23 protein-coding genes and 1 tRNA gene are annotated in these 25,034 nt (G+C 64.8%); 9 read left to right on the forward strand and 15 right to left on the reverse strand.

Features of this window, described 5'->3' with window-relative positions; translation table 11 throughout:
* Positions 1-9 precede the first annotated feature (9 nt).
* From lexA to BMI86_RS19640, 6 genes are all read right to left on the reverse strand, one after another.
* Positions 10-726 (reverse strand): transcriptional repressor LexA, encoded by a 717-nt coding sequence (lexA, locus tag BMI86_RS19615; protein WP_078542839.1) that lies wholly within the window; start codon positions 724-726, stop codon positions 10-12.
* Positions 727-817: 91 nt separating this feature from the next.
* Positions 818-2,002 carry a gephyrin-like molybdotransferase Glp gene (glp, locus tag BMI86_RS19620; protein ID WP_078542892.1) on the reverse strand — a complete coding sequence of 395 codons (1,185 nt, stop codon included), beginning with the start codon at positions 2,000-2,002 and terminating at the stop codon, positions 818-820.
* A gap of 2 nt (positions 2,003-2,004) precedes the next feature.
* Positions 2,005-2,490, reverse strand: a complete 486-nt coding sequence (gene moaC / locus BMI86_RS19625) for a cyclic pyranopterin monophosphate synthase MoaC (protein ID WP_078520127.1) — start codon at positions 2,488-2,490, stop codon at positions 2,005-2,007.
* Positions 2,487-3,284, reverse strand: coding sequence for an indole-3-glycerol phosphate synthase TrpC (trpC, locus tag BMI86_RS19630; RefSeq protein WP_078542840.1), 798 nt, complete (start codon positions 3,282-3,284; stop codon positions 2,487-2,489). Before trpC ends, moaC begins: the two co-directional genes overlap by 4 nt.
* Complete coding sequence (trpD, locus tag BMI86_RS19635; RefSeq protein WP_078542893.1) at positions 3,281-4,303, reverse strand: anthranilate phosphoribosyltransferase; 1,023 nt, start codon at positions 4,301-4,303, stop codon at positions 3,281-3,283. The genes trpC and trpD overlap by 4 nt, the downstream gene beginning before the upstream one ends.
* Positions 4,304-4,311: 8 nt before the next feature.
* Complete coding sequence (locus BMI86_RS19640; RefSeq protein ID WP_078520124.1) at positions 4,312-4,905, reverse strand: aminodeoxychorismate/anthranilate synthase component II; 594 nt, start codon at positions 4,903-4,905, stop codon at positions 4,312-4,314.
* Between the two features lie 181 nt (positions 4,906-5,086).
* Between BMI86_RS19640 and BMI86_RS19645 the strand changes: the two genes are divergently transcribed.
* A complete protein-coding gene (locus BMI86_RS19645; protein WP_078542841.1) occupies positions 5,087-6,868 on the forward strand; it encodes a divergent polysaccharide deacetylase family protein in 1,782 nt (593 codons plus the stop codon).
* Positions 6,869-6,904: 36 nt separating this feature from the next.
* Here the strand turns inward: BMI86_RS19645 and trpE are convergent, their stop codons facing one another.
* The 7 genes from trpE to fabI form a co-directional block, all read right to left on the reverse strand.
* A complete protein-coding gene (gene trpE, locus BMI86_RS19650) occupies positions 6,905-8,416 on the reverse strand; it encodes an anthranilate synthase component I (RefSeq protein ID WP_078542842.1) in 1,512 nt (503 codons plus the stop codon).
* An 11-nt stretch (positions 8,417-8,427) separates the two neighbouring features.
* Entirely contained in the window at positions 8,428-10,269 is a 1,842-nt protein-coding gene (locus tag BMI86_RS19655; protein ID WP_078542843.1) for a SurA N-terminal domain-containing protein, read from the reverse strand.
* A gap of 65 nt (positions 10,270-10,334) precedes the next feature.
* A complete protein-coding gene (locus tag BMI86_RS19660; RefSeq protein WP_078542844.1) occupies positions 10,335-11,516 on the reverse strand; it encodes an aminotransferase in 1,182 nt (393 codons plus the stop codon).
* A 158-nt stretch (positions 11,517-11,674) separates the two neighbouring features.
* A complete protein-coding gene (locus BMI86_RS19665) occupies positions 11,675-12,193 on the reverse strand; it encodes a DUF2127 domain-containing protein (protein WP_078520119.1) in 519 nt (172 codons plus the stop codon).
* Positions 12,194-12,196: 3 nt separating this feature from the next.
* On the reverse strand, positions 12,197-12,703 hold the full coding sequence (gene gpt / locus BMI86_RS19670) for a xanthine phosphoribosyltransferase (RefSeq protein ID WP_075775650.1): 507 nt from the start codon (positions 12,701-12,703) through the stop codon (positions 12,197-12,199).
* Positions 12,704-12,714: 11 nt separating this feature from the next.
* Positions 12,715-13,332, reverse strand: a complete 618-nt coding sequence (locus BMI86_RS19675; RefSeq protein WP_078542845.1) for a LysE family translocator — start codon at positions 13,330-13,332, stop codon at positions 12,715-12,717.
* A 1-nt stretch (position 13,333) separates the two neighbouring features.
* Positions 13,334-14,155, reverse strand: coding sequence for an enoyl-ACP reductase FabI (gene fabI, locus BMI86_RS19680; RefSeq protein ID WP_078520117.1), 822 nt, complete (start codon positions 14,153-14,155; stop codon positions 13,334-13,336).
* Between the two features lie 164 nt (positions 14,156-14,319).
* Between fabI and pdxH the strand changes: the two genes are divergently transcribed.
* The 8 genes from pdxH to BMI86_RS19720 all read left to right on the forward strand — a co-directional run bounded on the left by pdxH (position 14,320) and on the right by BMI86_RS19720 (position 22,499).
* Complete coding sequence (gene pdxH / locus BMI86_RS19685; protein ID WP_078542894.1) at positions 14,320-14,943, forward strand: pyridoxamine 5'-phosphate oxidase; 624 nt, start codon at positions 14,320-14,322, stop codon at positions 14,941-14,943.
* Positions 14,944-15,080: 137 nt separating this feature from the next.
* Positions 15,081-15,617, forward strand: coding sequence for a cold shock domain-containing protein (locus tag BMI86_RS19690; protein ID WP_078520559.1), 537 nt, complete (start codon positions 15,081-15,083; stop codon positions 15,615-15,617).
* Positions 15,587-16,078 carry a DUF192 domain-containing protein gene (locus tag BMI86_RS19695; RefSeq protein ID WP_078542846.1) on the forward strand — a complete coding sequence of 164 codons (492 nt, stop codon included), beginning with the start codon at positions 15,587-15,589 and terminating at the stop codon, positions 16,076-16,078. The genes BMI86_RS19690 and BMI86_RS19695 overlap by 31 nt, the downstream gene beginning before the upstream one ends.
* A gap of 40 nt (positions 16,079-16,118) precedes the next feature.
* Positions 16,119-16,195 (forward strand) — tRNA-Pro (locus tag BMI86_RS19700).
* A gap of 525 nt (positions 16,196-16,720) precedes the next feature.
* Positions 16,721-20,380, forward strand: coding sequence for a vitamin B12-dependent ribonucleotide reductase (locus BMI86_RS19705; RefSeq protein WP_078542847.1), 3,660 nt, complete (start codon positions 16,721-16,723; stop codon positions 20,378-20,380).
* Between the two features lie 149 nt (positions 20,381-20,529).
* The gene (locus BMI86_RS19710) at positions 20,530-20,775 is read left to right on the forward strand and encodes a hypothetical protein (protein ID WP_078520114.1); all 246 of its coding nucleotides are present in this window, start codon (positions 20,530-20,532) and stop codon (positions 20,773-20,775) included.
* Between the two features lie 672 nt (positions 20,776-21,447).
* On the forward strand, positions 21,448-22,062 hold the full coding sequence (locus tag BMI86_RS19715; protein WP_246831775.1) for an HD domain-containing protein: 615 nt from the start codon (positions 21,448-21,450) through the stop codon (positions 22,060-22,062).
* Positions 22,063-22,157: 95 nt separating this feature from the next.
* Positions 22,158-22,499, forward strand: a complete 342-nt coding sequence (locus BMI86_RS19720) for a zinc ribbon domain-containing protein YjdM (protein WP_075775641.1) — start codon at positions 22,158-22,160, stop codon at positions 22,497-22,499.
* 39 nt (positions 22,500-22,538) lie between these two features.
* On the opposite strand, the gene BMI86_RS19725 is transcribed toward BMI86_RS19720, so the two are convergent.
* Together BMI86_RS19725 and BMI86_RS19730 are read right to left on the reverse strand one after the other, a co-directional pair.
* Positions 22,539-23,564 (reverse strand): SH3 domain-containing protein, encoded by a 1,026-nt coding sequence (locus tag BMI86_RS19725; RefSeq protein ID WP_168173896.1) that lies wholly within the window; start codon positions 23,562-23,564, stop codon positions 22,539-22,541.
* Positions 23,565-23,638: 74 nt separating this feature from the next.
* Positions 23,639-25,030 (reverse strand): oligosaccharide flippase family protein, encoded by a 1,392-nt coding sequence (locus BMI86_RS19730; protein WP_078542849.1) that lies wholly within the window; start codon positions 25,028-25,030, stop codon positions 23,639-23,641.
* Positions 25,031-25,034 lie beyond the last annotated feature (4 nt).

A 25,034-nucleotide genomic window follows, 5' to 3' on the forward strand; every position in this document is an offset into this window, starting at 1 on the left:
CACCAAATCTCAGTAGCTGCGGATCAGCCCGACGAGCCGCCCCTGCACCTTTACCTGATCGTCGCGCAGCAGCCGCGTCTCATAGGCCGGGTTCGCGGCTTCCAGCGCAATCATCCCGCTGCGACGGTAGAAGCGCTTCAGTGTCGCCTCATGCCCCTCGACCAGCGCGACCACGATATCGCCATTGTCGGCGGTGCCCTGTTCGCGGATCACTACGACATCGCCATCGTTGATGCCGGCCTCGATCATCGAGTCGCCTTTGACCTCGAGCGCGTAATGCTCCCCACGACCGCTCAGCATCGAGCCTGGGACGGCGACGTGATGCGAGACTTCCGAGATCGCCTCGATCGGGACACCGGCGGCGATCCGGCCCATCACCGGCAGTTCCAGCGCGTGGATCACGTCGACCGGCATCGCGCCGCGCGGCGGGTCGGTCTTGTCGCCCTCGATCACCTGCGGCGCGAAGCTGCCAGCGTTGTCGCCTGCGGGGGCGCCGAATTTCTTCTCCAGTGCATCGGGCAGTTTCACGATCTCGATCGCGCGGGCCCGATGAGCGAGGCGGCGGATGAAGCCACGTTCTTCCAGAGCGGTAATCAAACGGTGGATGCCGGATTTCGAGCGCAGGTCCAGCGCGTCCTTCATCTCGTCGAAAGAGGGTGGAACACCGTCCTTCATCATCCGTTTTTGAATGAATTCCAGCAATTCCAGCTGCTTGCGCGTCAGCATCCGCGACCCTCCGTTCCCCGGTCAAGGCACATGTTCAAGGATTGTTCTACCCTTGTTCACGGGGCCTGTCAACGCCCGAGGCGGGCGCGGCTTAGTCCAGTGGCAGGATCTCGACCGTCTCGCCCGCCTTGCGCGGCCCGTCGCCCAAGGGGCGGATCAGAAGGCAATCGGCTTGCGACAGGAGGCTCAGCATCGCGGAGTCCTGATTGTCGAAGGGCGTGACGCGGGGCAGGGGATCGCCGGGTGCGAGGGTGGCGCGCATGTAATGGGTGCGCGGGCCGGTCGGGCCGGTATCGGTCGCGAGGATCGCCTGTTGCACGCGGCTTTCGGTCGGCAGACCCGCGAGCTTGCGCAGCATCGGGCGCAGGAACAGCTCGGCGCAGACGGTGGCCGAGACCGGGTTGCCCGGCAGGCCCAGCATCGCGGCCTCGCCGATCTGGCCCGCCATCAAGGGCTTGCCGGGGCGCATCGCGATCTTCCAGAAGCTGCGGTCGAGCCCCAGTTCCGCAGCGACCTCGCCCACCAGATCATGCGCACCGACCGAGGCGCCGCCCGAGGTCACCACCAGATCGGCGCCTTTCGCAAGGTCGAACACGGTACGCAAGCTGTCACGGTCGTCGCGCGCGATCGGCAGCATGCGAGCCTCGGCGCCCATGCGCTCGGCCAGTGCCGCGACGATGAAGCTGTTGGAGCAGATGATCTGGTCCGGTCCCGGCTCTTCGCCCGGCATCACCAACTCGTCGCCGGTGGCGATGATCGCGACGATGGGGCGGCGGCGCACCGTGACGGCGGCCACGTTCATCGCGGCCAGCAGGCCCAGATCGCGCGCGGTCAGCGGGCGGTCGGGGCAGAAGCTCTCGCCTTGCGCGAAGTCCTGGCCCTTGGGTCGGATATTGTTATGGGTTTCAAGCTCTTGCGGCAGGGTGATCGTGTCGCCTTCACGCGTCACGTTCTCCTGCAGAACGACCACGCCATTCGGGCCCGGCACCGGTGCGCCGGTGAAGATGCGCACCGCCTGACCGGGGGTGGGCGTGCCGTCATAAGCGCGACCGGCGGCGGCCTCGCCCTCGACGGTGAGCGTCGCGCCGGGCAGGTGGTCGGCCACGTCGATCCAGTAGCCATCCATCGCCGAGCCCGAGAAGGGCGGCTGGGTCAGTTGCGCCGTGGCGGGCTCGGCCATCACGCGGCCAAGGGCGTGGCGCAGGCTCACGCGTTCGGTGCCCAGCGGCTCGACCAGTGCCAGAACCTTTTCCAGCGCCTCTTCGACGGGCAACAGGCTCATGATGCGCTCCCTTCGGCCTCGTATTTCCCGGATTTCCCGCCGTCTTTCAGCACGACGCGGATACCTTCGATCTGCATGGATTTCTCGACCGCCTTGAGCATGTCATAGACCGTCAGCGCCGCCGCCGAGACCGCCGTCAGCGCCTCCATCTCCACGCCAGTCTGACCCGAGGTCTTCACGGTGGCACGGATGCGCACGCCGGGCAGCGCCTCGTCGGGTTCCAAGTCCAGCGTGACCTTGGTGATCGGTAGGGGATGACAGAGCGGGATCAGATCGGAGGTCTTCTTCGCGGCCATAATGCCCGCGATCCGTGCGATGCCTAGAACGTCGCCCTTCTTCGCGGTGCCCTTCAGGACATAGTCCAGCGTCTCGGGCAGCATCACCACGCGCCCCTCGGCCACGGCGATGCGGTCGGTCACCTCCTTATCGGAGACGTCGACCATATGGGCCTGACCGTCCTTGTCGAAATGCGACAGGCTCATGCGACCTCCAGAAGCGTCCGGGTTGCGCCCGCGACATCGTCCTGCCGCATCAGGCTTTCGCCGATCAGGAAGCGGCGCGCGCCGACTTCGGCCATCGCGGCCATGTCGTCGCGGGTGAAGATGCCGCTCTCGCAGACCAGATCGCGGCCTTCGGCGAGGATGCTCGGCGCAAGTTCGCGGGTCACGTCGAGCGTAACCTCGAAGGTCTTCAGGTTGCGGTTGTTCACGCCCAGAAGCGGCGATTTCAGGTGTTTGAGGGCGCGCTCGGTCTCTTCCATGTCATGCACTTCGACGAGCACATCCATGCCCCAACCGAAGGCTGCGTCTTCCAGCTCGGCGGCCAGATCATCCTCGACCGAGGCCATGATGATCAGGATGCAATCGGCGCCCCAGGCACGGGCTTCCGCGACCTGATAGGTGTCATAGAGGAAATCCTTGCGCAGAGCGGGCAGCGAACAGGCCGCGCGTGCCGCCGACAGGAATTCCGGCGCGCCCTGAAACGAGGGCGTGTCGGTCAGCACCGACAGGCAAGCCGCGCCGCCCTCTTCATAGGCCTTGGCCAGCGCGGGCGGGTCGAAATCGGGGCGGATCAGCCCTTTCGAGGGCGAGGCCTTCTTGATCTCGGCGATCAGCCCGTAGCCCGTTTCCGCCTTCGCGGTCAGGGCGTTGGCAAAACCGCGCGTGGGTGCCTGCGCCTTGGCCTGAGCCTCAACTTCGCTCAGCGGGCGCGCGGCTTTGGCCGCTTTGATCTCTTCCAGCTTATAGGCTTTGATCTTGTCGAGGATCGTGCTCATCCGGCGACCTCCTGCGTGATGCGGGCGAGCGTTTCCAGCGCGGTCTTCGCCTTTCCGCTATCGATGCTCTCGGCGGCCATTTCCGCCCCGGATTTCAGGTCTGCGACCTTGTCTGCCACGACGAGCGCGGCAGCCGCGTTGAAGATCACCGCGTCGCGATAGGCAGAAGCCTCGCCATCCATCAGCGCGCGCAGGGCGGTGGCGTTCTCGGCCGCCGTGCCGCCGACCAGATCCTTGAACTTGTGCACGGGCAGGCCCGCATCCTCGGGGTGGATCTGGATCGACTCGATGCGGCCGTTCTCCAGCGCGGCGACTTCGGTCGTGCCGCAAATGGTGATCTCGTCGGTCCCGTCCGAGCCATGCACCAACCATGCCTTCTCGGAGCCGAGCATCTGCAACGTCTCGGCCATCGGGAAGATCAGGTCGGGCGCGAAAGCCCCGGTCAGCTGCCGCTTTACGCCCGCGGGGTTGGTCAGGGGGCCAAGGATGTTGAAGATGGTCTTGCAGCCCAGTTCCTGACGCACGGGCATGACGTGGCGCATCGCGGGGTGGTGGATCTGCGCCATCATGAAGCCGATCCCGGCCTCGGCCAGACCACGCTCGGTCGCCTCGGGACCGGCCATCACGTCGATGCCCAGCTCGGATTGCACATCCGCCGTGCCCGATTTCGACGAGGCCGCGCGGTTGCCGTGTTTGGCGACCGGCACGCCCGCGCCCGCCACGACGAAGGCCGCAGCCGTCGAGATATTGAGCGTGTGCATCCCGTCGCCACCGGTGCCCACGATATCCATCGCGCCCTCGGGGGCTTTGACCGGCACGCATTTCGCACGCATCGCGGCGGCAGCGGCGGCATATTCCGACACGGATTCCCCGCGCGCCCGCAGCGCCATCAGCAAACCGCCGACCTGTGCGGGCGAGGCCTCGCCCTCGAACAGCAACTGGAATGCCATTTCGGCCTGCGCGCGGCTCAGCGGACCTTCGGACGCCGCAAAGATCAGCGGCTTCATCGCTTCGCTCATCGGTTGGCTCATGCGGGCACCTTCAGGCTGACGCCTGCCTCTGTCAGGAAATTCTTCAGCATCGCGTGGCCATGCTCGGAGGCGATGGATTCCGGGTGGAACTGCACGCCCTCGATGGGCAGCTCGCGATGACGCAGGCCCATGATCGTGCCGTCGTCCAGCTCGGCAGTGATCTCGAGGCAGTCGGGCAGGCTCTCGCGCTCCACGATCAGCGAGTGGTAGCGCGTCGCTTTCAGCGGAGAGGGCAGGCCCTTGAAGCAGCCTTTGCCCTCGTGGCGGATCTCGCCCATCTTGCCATGCACGATCTCGGAGGCGCGCACGACTTTCCCGCCGAAGGCCTGACCGATGGTCTGATGCCCCAGACAGACGCCGAACAGAGGCAGCTTCGCTTCGGCCGCGGCCATCACCAGCGGCAGGCAGATGCCCGCCTGATCGGGATCGCAAGGCCCGGGCGACAGCACGATCGCTTCGGCGCCCATGCCCATCGCCTCCTGCACGTTCAGCGCGTCGTTACGCCAGACCTTCACATCGGCGCCCAGCTCGCCAAAATAGTGCACCAAATTATAGGTGAAGCTGTCATAATTATCGATGAGCAGCAGCATGGCCGGGCCCTTTCGTTTGTTGGCCCCCGGCGTCCCCCATGCACACAAGCGCCGATGCGCTTATCAAGGGGGGTGAACCGGGGAACGGGTCGGGCTATAGATGCTATCAGCGAAGGGTCGGGGTCAAGGGCAGTCCCCGGGAAAAGCCGCGCATCAAGAGCGGTGAAGATGGAGGCAGGCAATGATGCGATCTGTGATGAAGGGCGGACTGGCCGGTCTGCTGGTCGCGGTACTTGGTGCGGGCGTGATGTCGTTGATCTTCCCGGCGCCGAAAGAGCCCGGCGCAGAGATCAAGCTCGCCGGAAGCCCGACGCCCGAAGAACCGGCGAATGTGGACCTGCCTGCGGGCTCCGATTTCTCGCGCCCTGCGACCGATCGCACGCCCTCGATGCCGACGCCGGACGGGGCGCCGATTTCAGCGCCGACCAAGACGCCGCGCGTGTCCGAGCCGCAGCCGAGCCTCGCGCCGCCCAGTGCCGACGAAATCCAAAGCGCCGCGCGCCCGGAAATGGCGACCGACATGGCCGAGCCGCGTCCCGACGCGGATGGGGAGTCCGTCGCGCTCGCCGAGCCGGTCGCGCCGGAGGCCGGGGCCCAGCCCGACAGCGCCCCGCCTGCCTCTTTGCAAGGCGCGCCCGCGCCCGATGCCACGCCCGAGGTTGCCGCTGCGCGCGCGCCCGAAACGCAGCCGCAGCGGACCGCTGAAACTCTGCCAGCAGCCGAGATGCCCGCGCTGCCCGACGTGACCCTGCAGCCGCCGAAAGCGTCCGAGCAAGCGACGCCGCCTGCGGAGGAGGGCGACACGATTGTCGCGGCGAATGAGATGCCCGCACTGCCCGAGGCCGAGATCACGCCCCCCGAGGCGGCGCCCCAAGCGGCCCCGTCGCTCGGTGACATGCCCGCGCCGGATCAGTTGCCGCCCGAGGGCGAGGGGATCGACACTGCGCAGGCGGACAAACCCGAGATATCGAACGACCCGACCGCAAGCCCGCACCTGCCCGCCGGGCGCGCTCTGCCGCAAGGCGGAGATGCGGCCCCGATCAAGCCGCGCATCTTTTCGTTGCAAGACGCCCCGTCGCTGCCGGGCAAAGCGATGGGCGGGTTCAAATCCGCGCCCGGCGTGGTGGTGGATCGCCTGCCGCAAGTGACGCCTTCGACCGCGCCTTCGACGGAGGAGGGCTCCGACGCGCAGTCCGCGCAGGACATGCCCGAGGTCGCTGCGGTCGATGCGGCCGATCTGAACCCGATCCAGAAATTCGCAGCCCCCGCACCGATCAGCGACAAGCCGCAAATCTCGCTTGTGCTGATTGATCCGGGCGTGGCGGCAGGCGGGCTCGACCCGGCGACGATCACCGCGAGCGATCTGCCGATGACCATCGCGATCGATCCGACCCGCGACGGCGCTGCCGACGATGCGAAAGCCTTCCGCGCGGCAGGGTTCGAGGTCGCGATCCTCGCAGCCGGGCTCCCCGCGAACGCCGCGCCCGAGGATGTCGAGGTGGCGCTGGAGGCCTGGCGTCACGTGATCCCCGAGGCGGTCGCCGTCGTGGAGCCGCCGCAGCCGCAATTCCAGAACAACCGCCCGCTTGCGCGCCAGATGATCTCGGCGCTCAGCCGCGGCGGGCTTGGGGTTGTGACGCAGAAGAAGGGCTTCGACAGCGCCAACCAGATCGCGACCTCCGCCGATCTGCCGCGCGCACAGGTCTGGCGCGTGATCGATGACGGGCGCGAGAAGGCCGCGGTGATCTCGCGGATGCTCGCGCGCGCCGATTTCGAGGCGGAGCGCAACGGCTCGGTCGTGGTGATGCTCTCGGCCTGGCCGGAATCGGTTCAGGGGATCGAGGATTGGTATGTCGATGCGCAGAGCAAGGTGACGCTGACCCCGGTTTCTGCGTTGGCGCTGGATAGCGTGGCGGCTGGCACTCCGGACACCGAACCGAAAATGGAAAACGCGGGCCAGTAAGCCCGCGTTCTCAAAGCTTGGGAAAAGGCGACTGCCTCAGCCGTTGCCGCGAGTGGCGACGAACAGCCCCGCATCCTCGGCGGCTTTGCGCAGCGCCTTCGACTTGTTGACCGTCTCCATCCATTCGGCCTCGGGGTCGCTGTCATAGACCACGCCGCCGCCCGCCTGAATGTAGAGCGTCTTGTCCTTCACCACGGCGGTGCGCAGCGCGATGCACATGTCCATCTCGCCATTGGCCGCGAAATAGCCCACGGCGCCGCCATAGATGCCGCGTTTCTCCGGTTCCAGCTCGTCGATGATCTCCATCGCGCGAACCTTGGGCGCGCCGGACACGGTGCCTGCGGGCAGACCGGCCAACAGCGCCGAGAGCGCGTCCTGATCGTCGGCCAGCTCGCCCACGACGTTCGAGACGATATGCATGACGTGGCTGTAACGCTCGATGATGAATTTCTCGGTCGGGTGGACCGAGCCGATCTTGGCGACACGCCCCACATCGTTGCGACCCAGATCGAGCAGCATCAGGTGCTCGGCCAGCTCTTTCTTGTCGGCCAGCAGGTCCTCTTCCAGCGCCTTGTCCTCGGCAGGGGTCGCCCCGCGCGGACGGGTGCCCGCGATCGGGCGGATCGTCACTTCGCCTTCGCGCACGCGCACGAGGATCTCGGGCGAAGCGCCCACGATCTGGAAGCCCCCGAAGTTCAGGAAGAACATGAAGGGGGAGGGGTTGGTGCGTCGCAAGCTGCGGTAAAGCGCGAAGGGCGGCAGCGGGAAATGCGCCGACCAGCGCTGCGCCGGGACCACCTGAAAGATGTCGCCCGCGCGGATGTAATCCTTCGCCTTCTCCACGGCGGACATGTAGCCCTCTTTGGTGAAGTTCGAATGCATCTCGCCGACCTGCAGGCTCTCGCCCAGATCGCGGCTCTCCACCGGCGTGCGGTCGAGATCGCGTAGCGCATCCGAGACACGCTCGGCGGCCTGCGCATAGGCCGCGCGCGCGGACTTGCCCTCGGCTTGGAAGGCGGGCGCACAGATGATCACGTCGCCCTTCACCCCGTCGAGTACGGCCACGACCGACGGGCGCAGCAGCATCGCGTCGGGCACGCCCAGCGGATCGGGGTTCACGTTCGGCAGCTTCTCGACCAGACGGATCGTGTCATAGCCGAGATAACCGAAGAGACCCGCCGCCGCTGCGGGCAGGTCGTCGGGCATCTCGATGCGGCTCTCCGCGATCAGCGCCCGGAGGCTGTCGAACGGGTGGCCCGGAAGGTCTTCCCACGCCTCGTCGAAGCGCGCCGAGCGGTTGATCCGTGCCTGCTCGCCCCGGCATTCCCAGATCACGTCAGGCTTCATGCCGACGATCGAGTAGCGCCCGCGCACCTCGCCGCCGGTCACCGATTCCAGCATGAAGGAATTGGGCTGCGCCTCGGCAAGCTTGAGCATCAGCGAGACGGGCGTGTCCAAATCGGCCGCGAGCCGCGCGTAGACCAGCTGGTTTTCACCCTTGGCCCAGCGTTCCTCGAACGCCTCGAAAGAGGGGGAGAGAGCGACCACGGCGGGCCTCCTTACTGCATCTGCGACTGCACGGCGGTCACGGTCTGGTTGTCGAGATCGAGCCCGGCCTCCGACTCCACGGCGGTCGCGTAGAAATTGAGCAGGTCATTGGCCAGCGAGTTCGACAGCTGGGTGCCGATCTGACCCGAGATCAGCTTGGTGTCGGCATCTTCCATATCCGCCGGAATGACCTTGTCGGTGACGAAGACATAGACCTTGCCGTTCGCGGTGATCTGCGCGGGCTTGCCCGGCTCGGTCTTGAAGACCTTCGAGATCACCGGCGGCGGCAGTTCGTCGGAATAGCCGCCCCGGCCGATGCTCGCGACCTTGGTGGTCAGCACGCCGGTCTCGCCCAGCGATTTGCCGCCCTCGACCGCCGAGACGATCTCCTTGGCGCGGTCCTCTTCGGCCTGCACCACCTGATCGGCGCGCCAGGCCGCTGCGACCTCGTCCTTCACATCGGCGAACGGCTTGGGCTGGGGCGGCACGATCTTGTTTAGGCGCAGCGCGAAGACGCCGCCATCCGAGAGCGTCTGCAGATCGGGATAGGCGTCGGTCGTGGCCTCGTCGGCCGCTTTGCGGAATTCGTCATAGCCCGCGATGCCGTCGGTGCTGTCGGCGGTGTAGGCGATCTGGCCAAGCTCCATATCGGTTTCCTTGGCCATCTCCTCCAGCGTCGCGCCGCCTGCCAGACGGTCCTGCAGATCTTCGCTCATCTTGCCGATCTCGTTGCGCGCCTTCTCGGCTTCGGCATCGCCCGCGAGTTCGTCGCGCGCTTCGGCAAAGGAGGTTTCCTGCGCATCGATGATGCCGTTCACCTTGAACAGGGCCGGGCCCAGATCGGTCTCGACGGGGCCGACCACGCTGTTGTTCTCGGCCGAGAAGACCGGGTCGGCGGCCTTGCCCAGATCGTCGCGGGTCACGTCGCCCAGATCGGCATCGGCCAGCGTCAGGCCGCGATCCTTCGCGAGATCGGCGAAGGTTGCGCCGCCATCCAGCTTGGCTTTCGCGGCCTTGGCCGCGTCCATGTCGGAATAGACGAGACGCTCCACGAGGCGTTTCTCGGGCTGTTTGAACTCGTCGGCGCGGCGCTCGTATTCGGCCTTCAGCGTGGCGTCGTCGATCTTGACCTTGTCGGCCAGCATGTCCGGCGTCAGCCACGCATAGGTGATGTCGCGCGTCTGCGGCGCGGTGAACTGATCGATATGGTCGTTGTAATAGGTCTGAAGCTGATCGTCCGTCGGGTCCGGGATCGCCTTGGTCAGATCGCTCTCGCTCACCTCGGCCCAGGTGAAGCCGCGCTTCTCGCTGACATATTTCGTATAGGCATCGACCACCGACTTGGGCGCATCCACGCCACCTGCGACCGCGCCCTGAATGATCGAGCGCGAGAGATCGTCGCGCAGCTGCGCCTCGAATTGCGGCTCGGTATAGCCCTGCTGGCGCAGCGCGAATTTATAGGTTTCGCGGTCGAACTTGCCCGAGGCGTTCTGGAACGCCTGAACGTCGTAGAGCTGTTTTTGCAACTGCTGGTCGCCCACCGACACGCCAAGACGCCGCGCGCCTTCGCCGATCGCGGCCTGACCGATCAGCTTGCCCAGCACCTGCTGGTCGACGCCGGAGGAGCGCATCTGCGCCATCGTGACCGGCTGGCCAAGCTGCTGGCTGCGTTGCTGCATCTCCTGACGCAGGGCGCGAGCGTAATCGTCGACGGTGATTTTGGTGTTGCCGACCGCGCCGACCGCTTTGGCCGAACCGGAGAAATTGCGTAGCCCGAAACCGCCGAGACCAAGGATCAGCATGGCCAGCAAGATCCAGACGACGACACTCTTGCCGTGGCTGCGCATCTTCATCGGGGTTCCTCCTCGGGCATTGTTTGTTGGGCGCTGTTTAGGGCTTTGATTACTGGCCTGCAAGGCTAGCCGCGCGCGAGGCCCGCCAGCCGGTCGCGAAGGGCCGCGATCCCGTCCGTATCGACATTGGCGAAGGCGATCCGCATCTGCTGCGCGGCCCCGTTTGCGCCTTGCGGCATGAACATCGTACCGGGCAGCATCAGCACCCCGGCTTCGCGCACCAGAGCCTTTGCGAAATCAGGAGAAGGGCGGGGATCGGGATGCGTCACATAGGCGAAATACGCCCCGCAGCCGAGCATCTTCCAGCCCTCCAGATCGGCGAAGGCGGCCTCCATCGCCGCGCGCCGGCGCAGGATTTCCGCGCGTTCGCCCGCGACCCATTGCGACAGGTGGAGCATGCCCCAAAGCGCGGCCATCTGGCCGAGTTGCGAGGGGCAGATCGCCACCGTGTCGAGGAATTTCTCGACCTCGGCGAGGCGCGCCTCGCCCGCGACGATTGCGCCGACGCGATGCCCGGTCAGCCGATAGGCCTTCGAGAACGAGTAGAGATGGATGAAATAACGCGGCCAGTCGGGGTCCGAGAACAGATCATGCGGCGCGCCCGAACGCGAGTCGAAATCGCGATAGGTCTCGTCCACGATCAGCGCAAGCTTGTGCCGCTTGGCCAGATCGGCGAAGGCGCGCAGCAATTCGGCCGGATATTCTGCCCCGCCCGGATTGTTGGGCGAGACCAGCACGATCGCGCGGGTCTTGTCGGTGATCTTCGCGGCGGCCTCCTCCGGGTCGGGTAGAAGCCCCGCGCCGGGGGCCAGCGGCACCGTCTGCACGCCCGCCATGTCGAGCCACATCTTGTGATTGAAATACCACGGCGTCGGCAGGATCACCTCGTCGCCCGGACCTGCGAGCGTGGCCAGCGTCGCGCAAAACGCCTGATTGCAGCCTTGCGTGATCGCGACCTGACGCGCTGCGATCTCGCCGCCATAGGCCAGCGACCATTGATGCGCGAGTTCGGCACGCAGATCGGGCAGGCCCAGAACGGGGCCGTAAAGATGCGCCTGCGGATCGTTCAGCGCGGCCTCGGCGATAGCCTGACGTAGCGCCTCGGGCGGCGGATCGACAGGGGCTGCCTGAGAGACATTGATCAGCGGTCGATCGGCGGTGAACTCGACCCCGTCGAGCCAGCGCCGCGCCTCCATGACCGGGGGCGGGAAGGTGGCGGCGAGCGCGGGGTTGAGCGGATGGGGCATGAAGGTCCTCTTGGCTGATCGGCGCGAGATCAGCAGAGCGCCGCGCGCTTGGCAAGAGGCGGGAGCCTCCGGCGGGGATATTTGGATCGAGAAGAAGGGGTTTGCGCTTCCTCTTGGCGGCAATATCCCGGGGGCAGGCGAAGGGAGGCAGCGCCCCCTTAGCTGCGTTTCTCACGGTGGTTGCGCCACGCGAAGTTGTGCCGCACGTACCATTCGCGCAGGGTCAGTGCGATCACCACGAGATCCAGCACCGTCAGCGCCAGCATGCCTGCGCCATGGTTCAGGCTGTAGAGATACATCTGGTAGGCCACGAAGCCCGTCATCATCACGATCGCCATCGGATAAGCCCAGATCAGCCCGCGGATCAGCAGCAGCACTACGACAAGTTTCAGCAAGCCGTGGCTGGTGAAATAGAAGCCGTAGAAATCCTGCGTCTGGATCGAGAAGTGATGGGCCGCGTTCAGGAATGCGTTGGCGATCCGGTCATTGGGATCCTCGCGCAGCTCGCGCGCGGTCAGCCAATGCGCCGCATCGAACAGCGCATTCTTCGGCAGGCCGAGCAGCGCGAGGCCAGACAGCGTTTCCGCAATCTCGAAGATTGCCTTGATGATCAGGCTGACCTCGAAGAGCCAGTGCAGGAACCGACCCAGAGGGGTTCCGGGGGCGCCGAATTTCACCGATCAGTCCGTGCCGCGATACGGCTGCACATATTGCAGCGCCATGTCCCAGGGGAAGAAGATCCAGGTGTCCTGGCTGACCTCGGTGATGAAGGTGTCGACCAGCGGCGCGCCCATCGGTTTGGCGTAGACGGTGGCGAATTGCGCCTTCGGGAAGAGGTCGCGCACCAGCTTCAGCGTGTTGCCGGTATCGACGAGGTCGTCGACGATCAGCACGCCTTCGCCGCCGTTTTCCATCAGGCTCTCTTGCGTCGGCTTGATGACCTGCGCTTCGCGCTGTTCCTGATGGTTGTAGCTTTTGACCGAGATCGTATCGACCGTGCGGATGTCCAGCTCGCGCGCGACGATCGCCGCCGGAACGAGCCCGCCACGGGTGATGCCCACCACTGCGCGCCAGCTGCCGTCGCCCGGGCCCTTGCCGTCGAGGCGCCATGCCAGCGCGCGCGCATCGCGGTGGATTTGGTCCCAGCTGACATGGAAGCCTTTTTCATGCGGCAGACGGTCGGACATCGGGGGTCTCCTCAGCTCAGAGCGAGTTTCAGACCGAGCAGCGCCAGCAGGCCGCCAAAGCAGCGCTCGATCACGGTTTTCAGGTTCAGATAGGCCGCGCGCGTCTTCTCGAGCGAGAAGATCCGCGCGACGATGACGTTCCATCCCGCATCGTTGAACATCACGATGCCGAGGATCGCGACATAGGCCCAGGCGGGCGCCGACGGCGGGATGAAGGTCAGGAAGACAGTGCCGAAGAACACGGCGGGTTTGGGGTTGGCGAGCTGGGTCGAGATGCCGAGCCAGATCAGCCGCGGCGCCGAGCGGGTGCGCGGCAGGTCGGGGATCGCTTCATCCATCGGATCGCCCGCATGGCGCCACATCTTATAGGCGAGCCAGAGCAGATAGGCCGCGCCCGCGATCTTGAGCGTGGTCAGCAGGGCAGGGGCGACCTTGAAGACGAGGGCGAGGCCGAACAGCGCCGCCGCCGCCCAGATCACCGCGCCCAGGCCGATGCCGAGCGCGAGCCAGATGCCGCGCCCGAAACCTTCGCGCAGACCCGTGCGCGCAGCCAGAAGCACCGCTGGCCCCGGCGACATCGCCGCGGCCAGATGCACGAAATAGATCGCGGTGAGGGCCGCGAGGGTCATCTCATTCCTTCCGCTTGGTGACCACGTCGATATCGGGCGCGTCGACCGCTTTCATGCCCACCACGTGATAGCCAGCGTCGACATGCAGCGTCTCGCCGGTGGTGCCGGAACCGAGATCGGAGAGCAGGTAGAGTGCGGCCTTGCCGACCTCTTCCTGAGTCACGTTGCGGCGCAGCGGCGAGTTCAGCTCGTTCCACTTCATGATGTAGCGGAAATCACCGATCCCGCTCGCGGCGAGCGTCTTGATCGGGCCGGCGGAGATCGCGTTGCAGCGGATGCCGTCCTTGCCCAGATCCTCGGCGATATACATCACGCTGGCTTCCAGCGCCGCTTTCGCCACGCCCATCACGTTGTAATGCGGCATGACCTGCTCGGCACCGTAATAGGTGAGCGTGAGCAGCGAACCGCCCTCGTTCATCATCGCGGCGGCTTCTTTGCACACGGCGGTGAAGGAATAGACCGAGATGTCCATCGTGGTTTTGAAATTGTCGCGCGAAGTGTCGACGTAGCGTCCGCGCAGCTCCGACTTGTCGGAGAAGCCGATCGCGTGGACGACGAAATCGATACTGTCCCAATGGGTGCGCAGCGTCTCGAAGAGCGTCTGGATCGAGTCGCCGCTGGCGACGTCGCATTCCACGAGGATATCGGAGCCGAGCTGTTCGGCCAGCGGGCCCACACGCTTCTTCAGCGCCTCGCCCTGGAACGAGAAGGCCAGCTCCGCACCGGCATCCGCGAGGGCTTTGGCGATGCCCCAGGCGATGGATTTGTCATTCGCAAGGCCCATAATCAGCCCGCGTTTGCCTGCCATCAGGTTGTTTGACATGTCAGGTTTTCCCCCGCTTCGCTCTGGTAAGTCCGAATGCTTTAGGCGAAAGGTGGAGACGCATCAAGGCTACTGACCTCCGGTCAAGCATGATCGTGTGGATCGTGTTGCAGATCGGGGCGTTGCGCCTGATGTGCGAAGCGGCGGCGAGACTGGAGGCGAGTATGAGTGACAGAACCGGAATTTTCGCAGGCGACGATCCTTTTGCCATCGCGCAGACATGGCTGGATGAGGCCGCGGACACCGAGATCAACGATCCCAATGCGATTGCCCTGGCGACGGTCGATCCGGACGGGTTGCCCAATGCGCGCATGGTTCTTCTCAAGGAAATCGAGGGGCGCGACATGCCCTCCGGCGGGGCTTTCGTCTTCTACACCAACTACGGATCGGTGAAGGCGCAGGAGATCGAAAGCGCCGGAAAGGCCGCCTTCGTGATGCATTGGAAATCGCTGCGCCGGCAGATTCGGGTTCGCGGTATGGTTGAGCGCGAGGAGGGGCCGCAGGCTGATGCCTACTACAAGTCGCGCTCGCTGAAATCGCGTCTCGGCGCCTGGGCCTCACGGCAAAGTGAGCCACTGAGTTCGCGCAGCGCCTTGATGGCGGAGGTCGCGAAGGTGACCGCGAGCCACGGCGCGAATCCCGATCGGCCGCCGTTTTGGGGAGGGTTCAGAATCAAGCCGTTGGAGTTGGAATTCTGGGCAGACGGTTCTTTTCGCCTTCATGATCGCTTCCGCTGGAGCCGGCAAACCCTTGCCGATCAGTGGGTTGTGACCCGCCTGAACCCCTGAAACTCGCGCTTCGTGAATTGCATAGGGTCTTGAAACTTTGGGCAATCTCTTGAAGTGTCCCCTAAACACCGCATTTCCAGAAGGACGTGCGGAGGAAATGCGAACAGGAAAGCCCGCGAATGCAAACGGGATGGAATATGCTGGGGGAGTCCGAGGCAGAGCTTCGTGAGGTGACCGGCACCGTCAAATGGTTCGACCCTGTCAAAGGGTTCGGCTTCATCGTCGATGGCGAAGGAGGGCCTGACATCCTTCTTCATGCGAATGTTCTGCGCAATTTCGGTCAGGGCTCGATTGCCGATCACGCGCGGATTCGGGTCCAGATGCAGCTGACCCCGCGCGGCGCGCAGGCGGTCGAGGTTTTGGAGATTCTTCCTCCGGAAGGCGAGCCCGTCGCGCCGATCGAGGATTTGGGCGACAACACGTTCGACGATATCGCGGCGCTGCCGCTTGAGCCTGCACGGGTGAAGTGGTTCGAAAAATCCAAGGGCTTCGGCTTTGCCAATGTCTTCGAGAATGACGAGGACATTTTCATCCATATGGAAGTTCTGCGCCGGTCGGGTTTTGCCGATCTTACCCCCGGCGAAGCGGTGTGCCTGCGCGTGATCGAAGGCAAGCGCGGTCGGATGGCGGCACAGGTTCTCGCATGGGATGCAGGCTTGAAATCCGGGCGCTGAGCGCCGCGCTTTTCCTTGCCGTAACGCCGGGTCTCGCCGCGGCGGAGGGGGCGCAGTGCCGCGATGACCTCGCTATTCTGCGCACCGGGAACCAGCCGGTCAGCTTCACCGTCGAGATTGCCGATAGCAGCGCCGAGCGCGCGCAGGGCCTGATGGGGCGGCGCGAGATGGACGAAGGGGCAGGGATGCTCTTCATCTACGAGCATGCGCGGGAGGTCGCCTTCTGGATGCATGACACGCCGCTGTCGCTCGACATGGTGTTCATCGACCCGACAGGCGAAGTGGTGAAGGTCGCAGCGAATACCGCGCCCAATGACGACACCCCGATTCCCTCCGGCGCACCGGTGCGCTACGTGCTCGAGATCAATGCCGGGATGGCGGCGCGCCACGGCATCGAACCGGGGGCGCAGCTGGCGCATCCCAGCGTTGACCCTGCGCTGGCCGCATTTCCCTGCGAATGACCCTTTCCTTGGGACGAGCCTCTTTGTAAGGAGAGGGCGTCGGGGCGTAGCGCAGCCTGGTAGCGCGTCTGTTTTGGGTACAGAAGGTCGTGAGTTCGAATCTCGCCGCCCCGACCATCCCCTCGAAATCGCCGGAATCGGGCCCGCTATATCTAGTGGTAGGCTCTTGATTGTGACACTAGCGACACGCTCTTCGGCTTTGCCCAATTTTTGCGCAACCTCGGCGAGGCTATCCACAAGATATTGCGTTCTGTGGATTGAAATTGCCAGATGAGCGGCTAAAGCCCCCGAATCTTCAATGAAATTTGGCCCTTATTGGTGCCGCAATGCAGCGCCCATGCGTTAACCAAATGTGGAGGAATCGTGCAGCGCGCTTCCCTTGGGGTCGGTCAACTGAAAAATGGACTGACTCAAGGTGAAAGTTTCGTTGACGGCTCGGTGCGCCTACGGCAGGTTGTGTGGTGTCGGAGGCTAACCCACCAGATGTAGTGGAGCCTGGGGCCAAGGGACAGATTTCGGACATTGCACCCCCGAATCCGGGGCGCGCAGCCCTCGCGGTGTCGACTGCGAGGCCCGGGCTTCTTTGTCTTCTGCGGCTCCCGCCGGCACCGGATTGGACTGACTGCAAACGGGGACAGGGCAATGAAGATCGAACGGAAGTTCACCACCGACGAAACCGGCGCTTACGGCGCGCTGGAATTCACGACGACCACGTCTGAGATTCGCAACCCCGACGGGAAAGTGGTGTTCCGAAACGAGTCGGTCGAGGTGCCCGGCCGCTGGAGCCAGGTGGCGTCTGACGTTCTCGCGCAGAAATACTTCCGCAAGGCCGGCGTTCCGGCGGCGCTGAAAAAGGTCAAAGAGAAGGGCGTGCCGGAATTCCTGTGGCGCTCGGTCCCCGATGAAGAGGCGCTTGCTCAGCTCCCCGAAGAGGCGCGCTTCACCGGTGAAAACTCGGCCAAGCAAGTGTTCGACCGTCTCGCCGGTGCCTGGTGCTATTGGGGCTGGAAGGGCGGCTACTTCTCCACGGAAGCAGATGCGCAAGCTTACTATGACGAGATGCGCTTCATGCTGGCCGAACAGATGGCCGCGCCGAACTCGCCGCAATGGTTCAACACCGGCCTACATTGGGCGTACGGCATCGACGGCCCCGGTCAGGGTCACTTCTATGTCGATCACAAGTCGGGCAAGCTGACCTCCTCGACCTCGGCCTACGAGCATCCGCAGCCCCATGCCTGCTTCATCCAGTCGGTCTCGGACGATCTGGTGAAAGAGGGCGGGATCATGGACCTCTGGGTCCGTGAGGCGCGCCTGTTCAAATACGGCTCGGGCACCGGCACCAACTTCTCTTCGCTGCGCGCCGAAGGCGAGAGCCTGTCGGGCGGTGGCAAATCCTCGGGCCTGATGGGCTTCCTCAAGATCGGCGACCGCGCAGCGGGTGCGATCAAGTCGGGCGGCACCACGCGCCGCGCGGCGAAAATGGTGATCTGCGACATGGATCACCCCGATATCGAGGAATTCGTCAACTGGAAGGTCATCGAAGAGCAGAAAGTGGCTTCGCTGGTCGCGGGCTCCAAGCTGCATGAGCGTGAGCTGAACGGCATCTTCACCGCCATTCGCGAATTCGACGGCTCGGCGGAGACCTCGGTCGATCCGAGCCAGAACGAAGCGCTGAAAGACGCGATCAAATCCGCCAAGCGCGTGATGATCCCGGAGACCTATATCAACCGCGTGCTGCAATATGCGCGGCAGGGTTATGCCAGCATCGAATTCCCGACCTACGACACCGATTGGGACTCGGAAGCCTATGTCTCGGTTTCGGGCCAGAACTCGAACAACTCGGTGCGCGTCACCAACGCCTTCCTGAAAGCGGTGAAGGACGATGCCGATTGGGAACTGATCCGCCGCACAGACGGCAAGGTCGCGAAGACCGTGAAGGCGCGCGATCTGTGGGAGCAGGTTGGCCACGCCGCCTGGGCCTGCGCCGATCCGGGCATCCAGTTCCACGACACGGTCAACGAATGGCACACCTGCCCCGAAGACGGTGCAATCCGCGGCTCGAACCCGTGCTCGGAATACATGTTCCTCGACGACACGGCGTGTAACCTCGCCTCGATGAACCTGCTGACCTTCTACAAGGACGGCAAGTTCGACGCGGAAAGCTACATGCACGCCACCCGCCTGTGGACCGTGACGCTGGAAATCTCGGTGCTGATGGCGCAGTTCCCCTCGAAGGAAATCGCGCAGCGCAGCTACGACTTCCGCACGCTGGGCCTCGGCTACGCGAATATCGGCGGCCTGCTGATGAACATGGGTCTGGGCTATGACAGCAAAGAGGGCCGGGCGCTCTGTGGCGCGCTGACCGCCGTGATGACCGGTGTCTCCTACGCCACCTCGGCTGAGATGGCGGGCGAGCTGGGCGCGTTCCCGGGCTACGAGAAGAACGCCAAGCATATGCTCCGCGTCATTCGCAACCACCGCAACGCGGCCTACGGCAAGACCGAGGGTTACGAGGCGCTCGAGACCAAGCCGGTCGCGCTCGATCACAAGGGCTGCCCCGATCAGGATCTGGTCGCACTCGCCACCCAAGCCTGGGACGAGGCGCTGGCGCTGGGCGAGAAGCACGGCTACCGCAACGCGCAGGTGTCGGTGATCGCGCCGACCGGGACGATCGGTCTCGTGATGGATTGCGACACCACCGGGATCGAGCCGGACTTCGCGCTGGTGAAGTTCAAGAAGCTCGCAGGCGGCGGCTACTTCAAGATCATCAACCGCTCGGTGCCGGGTGCGCTCGAGACGCTGGGCTACGGGTCGGCGCAGATCGAAGAGATCATCGCCTATGCCGTGGGTCACGCCAGCCTCGGCAACTGCCCCGACATCAACACCACCGCGCTGATCGGCCACGGCTTCGGCCCGCGCGAGATCGAGAAGGTCGAGGCCGCGCTGCCGACCGCCTTCGATATCCGCTTCGTCTTCAACCAGTGGACGCTGGGCGAGGAGTTCTGCACCCAGACGCTGGGCATCCCGGCCGAGAAGCTGAACGATCCGACCTTCGACATGCTGCGTCACCTCGGCTTCACCAAGAAGCAGATCGACGCCGCAAACGACCATGTCTGCGGGACGATGACGCTGGAAGGGGCGCCGCACCTGAAGGACGAGCACCTGAGCGTGTTCGACTGCGCCAACCCCTGCGGCAAGAAGGGTAAGCGTTACCTCAGCGTCGACAGCCACATCTACATGATGGCCGCCGCGCAGAGCTTCATCTCGGGGGCGATCTCGAAGACGATCAACATGGCGAACCACGCCTCGATCGAAGACGTGAAAGCGGCCTATGAACTCAGCTGGTCGCTCGGCATCAAGGCGAACGCTCTCTATCGTGACGGCTCCAAGCTGTCGCAGCCGTTGGCCGCCGCGCTGGTCGAGGATGACGAGGAGGCCGAGGAAATCCTCGCCACCGGCTCGACCCAGGAGAAAGCTGCCGTGCTCGCCGAGAAGATCGTCGAGAAGGTGCTGGTCAAGGAGATCGTGCGCAGCCACCGCGAGAAGCTTCCCGAGCGCCGCAAGGGCTACACCCAGAAGGCGGTCGTGGGCGGCCACAAGGTCTATCTGCGCACCGGCGAATACCACGACGGGACGCTGGGCGAGATCTTCATCGACATGCACAAGGAAGGCGCTGGCTTCCGGGCGATGATGAACAACTTCGCGATCGCCGTGTCGGTCGGCCTGCAATACGGCGTGCCGCTGGAGGAGTTCGTGGACGCCTTCACCTTCACCAAGTTCGAACCCGCCGGCATGGTTCAGGGCAACGACTCGATCAAGAACGCGACCTCGATCCTCGATTACGTGTTCCGCGAACTGGCCGTGTCCTATCTCGACCGCACCGACCTTGCACATATCAAGCCGCAGGGCACCAGCTTCGACGATCTGGGCGGCGGTGAGAACGAGGGCAAGCGCGCCGATGGCAATGTCGAGCCGATGTCCGAGAACGCGTCGAAATCGCTCGAAGTGCTGCGCCAGATTTCCTCGACCGGCTACCTGCGCAAGCGCCTGCCGCAAGAGCTGATGGTGCTGCAGGGCGGTGTGGATGTCGTGACCTCGCAGATGCCCGCACAAAGCGCGCAGGCCCGTGCGTCCAGCTCCACCGCGGTCTCCTCTGGCGGTGTCCAGATGGATGCGCGCGCCAAGGCCAAGATGCAGGGCTACGAGGGCGAGGCCTGCGGCGATTGCGGCAACTACACGCTGGTGCGCAACGGCACCTGCATGAAGTGCAACACCTGCGGGGCGACCAGCGGTTGCTCTTGAGGGACAGGGGCTCCGGTCTGGCGGCTGGGGCCCCGACGACGACGCCACGCGATCCGCGTGTCGGGGACTGGGACGTGACGACTAAGGCCCATTCGCATGACGGGCCCGAGGGACAGAACGACCGCCAAAGGCGGCAAAAGGAGCGGAAATTGGATCTGATCGTCGGCAATAAGAAGGTGACCCCGAAAGCCACGCGCCGGATTCCCGGTGGCATCGAGGCCGAGCTGGTGGGCGAGGAACTGACCTCGCTGATCGATGCGACCTTCACCGGCATCGAGATCGCCTGCCTCGGTGGCGACCTCGATCACCACGCGCTCGACGTGACCGATATCCGCATGGGCGGCGGTGCGACCACCGTCACCCTGATGACCGCGCGCGAGATGGCGCTGCACTGAGATTGAGGGTCGAGGAGGAAAGCGCCAACTTTCCCCCTCGGGCCATTCCGCAAGAGCTTAGCACGCTGCGGAAGGACCAAAACTCGGCCCGACAGGGTCGATAACGATGAAAGACCACGAACCGGGTGAAGGGATCAATAGCGTGCTTCCAAAAGTCCACATGTTTTCACGTCGCTGTGGATAGGTGTGGATAAGCTGCCAAGGAGATTAAGATGGCACGTAAGAAGATTACCGTAACCCGAGAGACAAGCACCGGATTGAACACGCGTTTTAACGTTCCGGGGCAAGGGGAAATAACTCGCGGGCGGCTTGCAGAACAAGTCGAACGTGGAGAGCACGAAGGATACCACGTCCGCAGAGTGAACGGACGGCGGATCGTCGCTTCGAACCCTGACGACAGCTCGAGAAATAATCTCGGGTGATACGAGATCCGGGGCGGGTGCGCTCGCCCCAGACGCCGAGAAGGACCAGGCGAGACTAAAAACAGCTCGGGCGGTAAACTAATGAGCCTGATCGGCGAAACTGGCCCTCTCCAACCCCCCGGAGAGGGCCGCATTATTTCCAGAGGCTAGGGCCGGGACGGGCTCTGGTCATTTTTGCCCCCGCGCGTCACGATAGGCGCAGGGCCCCGAGGGGGCCGAGGATTGAAACCCGCAACCGGAAGGACCGCAGATGACCGCATCCGGACCGACAGTCTCCTTCACCCAGATGAAAGACGGCACCCGCGAGGACTACGAACTGCTCGAAGAGCTGGAGAAACCCTTCCTTGCAGGCACGGCGGACCGGCTGTTGCGCGAATTGGCCGCGCAGGCGGAGGAGACGCTGTCGGGCTACCAGATCACGCGGCTCGAACATGGGCTTCAGGCGGCGACGCGGGCCCGGCGCGACGGGGCGGATCTCGACTGGGTCGTGGCGGCGCTGCTGCACGATATCGGCGACCGGCTCGCCCCGCAGAACCACGACCGGATGGCCGCCGAAATCCTGCGCCCCTATGTCCGCGAGGAGGTCTCGTGGGTGGTGGAGCATCACGGCATCTTCCAGATCGCCTATTACGGCCATCACTACGGTTGGGACCCGGAAGAGCGCCAGAAGTTCAAGGATCATCCCTGTTACACCAGCTGCGAGCAATTCTGCGAACGCTGGGATCAGTCGAGCTTCGATCCGGACTATCCGATGGACCCGCTGGAGAGCTTCGTCGAGGATGTCCGCGAGGTGTTTGCCCGCAAGGCCTATGCGCCCGAGGTTCTGCGCGCGGGCGAGGTTCACGGCCTGCCCGATCCCGCCTGAGCGGGCGGGAGCCACACCGGTCCGTTCTCGCTTTTTGTCGCAGGTGGAGAGATTTTTCTGGCGATAACAGGCGCGTGAGACTAAGGGCATGACCCATGAGCGATACCTTGCCTCCGTGCCCCGAATGCAACTCGTCCTTCACCTACGAGATGGACGCCCTCCTGATCTGTCCCGAATGCGGCCATGAATGGTCGGCCTCGGGGGACGCGGATGCGCCCGCCGAGGTGCGTGACGCGGTCGGCAATGTGCTGAACGATGGCGACACGGTGACCGTGATCAAGGACCTCAAGGTGAAGGGCTCTTCCTCGGTCGTGAAGGTCGGCACCAAGGTGCGCGGCATTCGCCTCGTGGACGGCGATCACGACATCGACTGCAAGGTGCCCGGCATCGGTCAGATGGGGCTGAAGTCGCAATTCGTGAAAAAGGTTTCCGAGTAAGCCTGCTCACGGTCGGGTGGCGACCCAGCTGGCGCCCGCTCACTCGATCCCGACGATCATCGTGAAGGGGGCCGGGGCGTCACCGATATTGTAGACCGTGATCCGGTTCTCGCCGTTGAGCCAGAGCTGCCCGCGATAGTCGCGCCTGCCGCCGCGGCTCTCGTAAAGAAGCTCGCCGTCGGGGGTGAAGATGTTGAAATGTACCGCAGGCGAGTCGGTCTGGAGCTGTGCCGTCAGGAACTGCTTTTCCCGAGCACCGAGCCGGTAGATCACCGCGGCTCCGGGGGCGAGGGTCGATCTCAGCACCGCGCCGCTTGTGCCGGGGGCGAACTGGACCTGCTGATCGCGGGTCTCGGGTTCGGCCACACGTGGCGGCGGGGAGGAGCCTTCACGAAGGTAGCGCCCGGCAACCCAGCCGGTCAGAGACCCTTCGGTCGCCGCGACCTGACACCAACGCTGTCCCTCGGCCATCCGACAACCCATGTTGCGCAGGATCGCCCCCTCGGGGAACCGCCCGAGGATCGCCGCCCCGGTCGAGGGCCCCGCGCGCAGGTTCAGCGGATCGTTGATGTCGCCGGTCTGGACCTCCCAGAAATCGGGCCCGCCCTGCAGCCCGTCGGCATAATCGCCCTGCACGATCGCGCCGGTCTTCCCGGTGATCCCGATCCGGATGTCGAAATTCGCAACCTCGTCGCGCCGGGCCGCCGAGCGCATCATGTAGACCGAGATCTTGTAGGTTCCCGAACTGGGCAGCGTGCCTTTGTAGTGGTTCAGCTCGGGCGTTAACTGGCTGGTCATGATCGCCTGATCGCCCGGGCCGCTCCCGGGACCGTAGAGGTTGAAATACGTGGCGGTGTGTTTCGTGGACAGCTTGATATCTATCGTCTGACCGGCCTCGGCGCCGATCGTGTAGATCACGCTGTCATAGCCCTTGATGCGATCGCTCAGAACCGCGTTATCCGCTCCGGCTGAGAAATAGACCGGAACCTCGCGCATCTCCTCGGCAAGGACAGGTGTGGTGAATGACAAAGCCGCGACGAAGACATAACCCAGAAACCGGTTCATACCGATCCTCCCTCTTTGGTTTATGGCGCGCGTCATCGGGGAGTGTAGCACGAAAATCGTACAGAGGCGCGGGGTCAGGCAGTGCCGATCTGCGGGCGTCCGAAATAGGCTCGCAGATGGGGCAGGGCGGCAAGTTGCACCGCCATCAGGATCAGCGCGATCGGCCAGATCACCAGCGCGCCGGGCGCGGCGAGTGTGATCAGCGGGATCGCGACCAGCACGAGTGCTGTCGTCAGCGCGGCGCGGCCAACCTGAGGCAGCGCCATGACCCGCGACAGCTGCCAGAGCGCCACGCCAAGACCGATCGCCTCGCCCGCGACCCCGAGCCAGATCACCGGCACGACCGAGCCAGTCTGGGCAAGCGCCCAATAGCTCAGCGGCAGCATCGCGATCCGGGGCAGGTTCCCCCAAAAACCGTTATCGGTCTGCCCCGCCGAGAGCGCGACCGTGCTCGGCCCGTTCTTGATCGCGCGGAGCGCATTCATCAGCGCGAAGGGGATCAGGAGCGGCAGGAGGCTTGCATATTTCGCCCCCAAAAGGGCCGTGACGACGAGCGGTCCGATCAGGACCGTGCCCAGCAGGAGGGTCGATCCGGTGAGGAACATCCCCTCGAAGGTCGCCCCGGCAAGCTGGCGATGCGCGACGGCGTCCGCACGGCCATGCGCGGCCGAGAGTTTCGGCAGAAAGAGGTTCTGCACCGATTTCGCGCCGATCAGCGTGGGCGTCAGCGTCAGCGTCATGCCCATCGCGAAGATCGCCAGCGCCTCCATCCCCGCCAGTCGCCCGACGATGATCTTGTCGCCCTGAAAGACCAGATACATCAGGGCAGCATTGGCCAGAAGCGGTGCGCCGAAACGCAGGTTCGCGAGCATCTCGGCACGGTCGAGGCGCGGGCGGTAGCGGCGCTCGGCCATCAGGTGCGAGACCACAACGCCGAGGGCCGCGTGCAGCAGGATCGCCCAAAGCGCTACCTGCCAGTCGTCGAAGAGGCGCGAGAGCGGCCAGATCGCGATCAGCGCGGCCAGTGCGGGCAGGGCGCCTGTCAGTAGCATCGGGCGGTAGTGGCCCCTGCGCTGGGCGCGGTGGATGTCGAAATGCTGCGCCGCCGTCAGGAGCGGCACCAGCGCGAGCCAGCGATATGCAGGTGCAGCCTCTGGGATGTCGAGGAAGCCTGCGATCGGCCCGGCCAGAACGAAGAGCGCCGCCGCCGCGATCACGCCGCGCAGCAGTTGGAAACCTTGAAGTGCCGCCTGAAACGCCGGGTCGTCGCCGCGCTTCGACTGCACGATCTGCTGCTGCAGCCCCAGCGTCGAGCCCATCTCGATCACTGCCATCACCATCGCGAAGGTCGCGGCCACGCCGTAATCGGCGACCGGGATCAGCCGCGCGATCGCGAGGTTGCGCGCGAGCATCAGCGCCGAGGTGGCGGCGTTCCCGCTGAGGATGAGGATCGCGGTGCGAAGCATGTAC

It is taken from the genome of Thioclava sp. DLFJ5-1 (assembly GCF_002020115.1).
Lineage (GTDB): Bacteria > Pseudomonadota > Alphaproteobacteria > Rhodobacterales > Rhodobacteraceae > Thioclava > Thioclava sediminum.

Excerpts from the sequence above, each read along its gene's own strand:
- BMI86_RS19725 (WP_168173896.1), bottom strand. The coding sequence starts at position 23,564 with ATGAACCGGTTTCTGGGTTATGTCTTCGTCGCGGCTTTGTCATTCACC.
- trpC (WP_078542840.1), bottom strand. The coding sequence starts at position 3,284 with ATGAGCACGATCCTCGACAAGATCAAAGCCTATAAGCTGGAAGAGATC.
- BMI86_RS19695 (WP_078542846.1), top strand. The coding sequence starts at position 15,587 with ATGGGATGCAGGCTTGAAATCCGGGCGCTGAGCGCCGCGCTTTTCCTT.
- BMI86_RS19705 (WP_078542847.1), top strand. The coding sequence starts at position 16,721 with ATGAAGATCGAACGGAAGTTCACCACCGACGAAACCGGCGCTTACGGC.
- BMI86_RS19640 (WP_078520124.1), bottom strand. The coding sequence starts at position 4,905 with ATGCTGCTGCTCATCGATAATTATGACAGCTTCACCTATAATTTGGTG.
- trpD (WP_078542893.1), bottom strand. The coding sequence starts at position 4,303 with ATGAGCGAAGCGATGAAGCCGCTGATCTTTGCGGCGTCCGAAGGTCCG.
- BMI86_RS19645 (WP_078542841.1), top strand. The coding sequence starts at position 5,087 with ATGATGCGATCTGTGATGAAGGGCGGACTGGCCGGTCTGCTGGTCGCG.
- BMI86_RS19675 (WP_078542845.1), bottom strand. The coding sequence starts at position 13,332 with ATGACCCTCGCGGCCCTCACCGCGATCTATTTCGTGCATCTGGCCGCG.
- moaC (WP_078520127.1), bottom strand. The coding sequence starts at position 2,490 with ATGAGCCTGTCGCATTTCGACAAGGACGGTCAGGCCCATATGGTCGAC.
- fabI (WP_078520117.1), bottom strand. The coding sequence starts at position 14,155 with ATGTCAAACAACCTGATGGCAGGCAAACGCGGGCTGATTATGGGCCTT.
- BMI86_RS19715 (WP_246831775.1), top strand. The coding sequence starts at position 21,448 with ATGACCGCATCCGGACCGACAGTCTCCTTCACCCAGATGAAAGACGGC.
- gpt (WP_075775650.1), bottom strand. The coding sequence starts at position 12,703 with ATGTCCGACCGTCTGCCGCATGAAAAAGGCTTCCATGTCAGCTGGGAC.
- lexA (WP_078542839.1), bottom strand. The coding sequence starts at position 726 with ATGCTGACGCGCAAGCAGCTGGAATTGCTGGAATTCATTCAAAAACGG.
- BMI86_RS19720 (WP_075775641.1), top strand. The coding sequence starts at position 22,158 with ATGAGCGATACCTTGCCTCCGTGCCCCGAATGCAACTCGTCCTTCACC.
- pdxH (WP_078542894.1), top strand. The coding sequence starts at position 14,320 with ATGAGTGACAGAACCGGAATTTTCGCAGGCGACGATCCTTTTGCCATC.
- BMI86_RS19655 (WP_078542843.1), bottom strand. The coding sequence starts at position 10,269 with ATGAAGATGCGCAGCCACGGCAAGAGTGTCGTCGTCTGGATCTTGCTG.
- BMI86_RS19730 (WP_078542849.1), bottom strand. The coding sequence starts at position 25,030 with ATGCTTCGCACCGCGATCCTCATCCTCAGCGGGAACGCCGCCACCTCG.
- BMI86_RS19660 (WP_078542844.1), bottom strand. The coding sequence starts at position 11,516 with ATGCCCCATCCGCTCAACCCCGCGCTCGCCGCCACCTTCCCGCCCCCG.
- BMI86_RS19690 (WP_078520559.1), top strand. The coding sequence starts at position 15,081 with ATGCTGGGGGAGTCCGAGGCAGAGCTTCGTGAGGTGACCGGCACCGTC.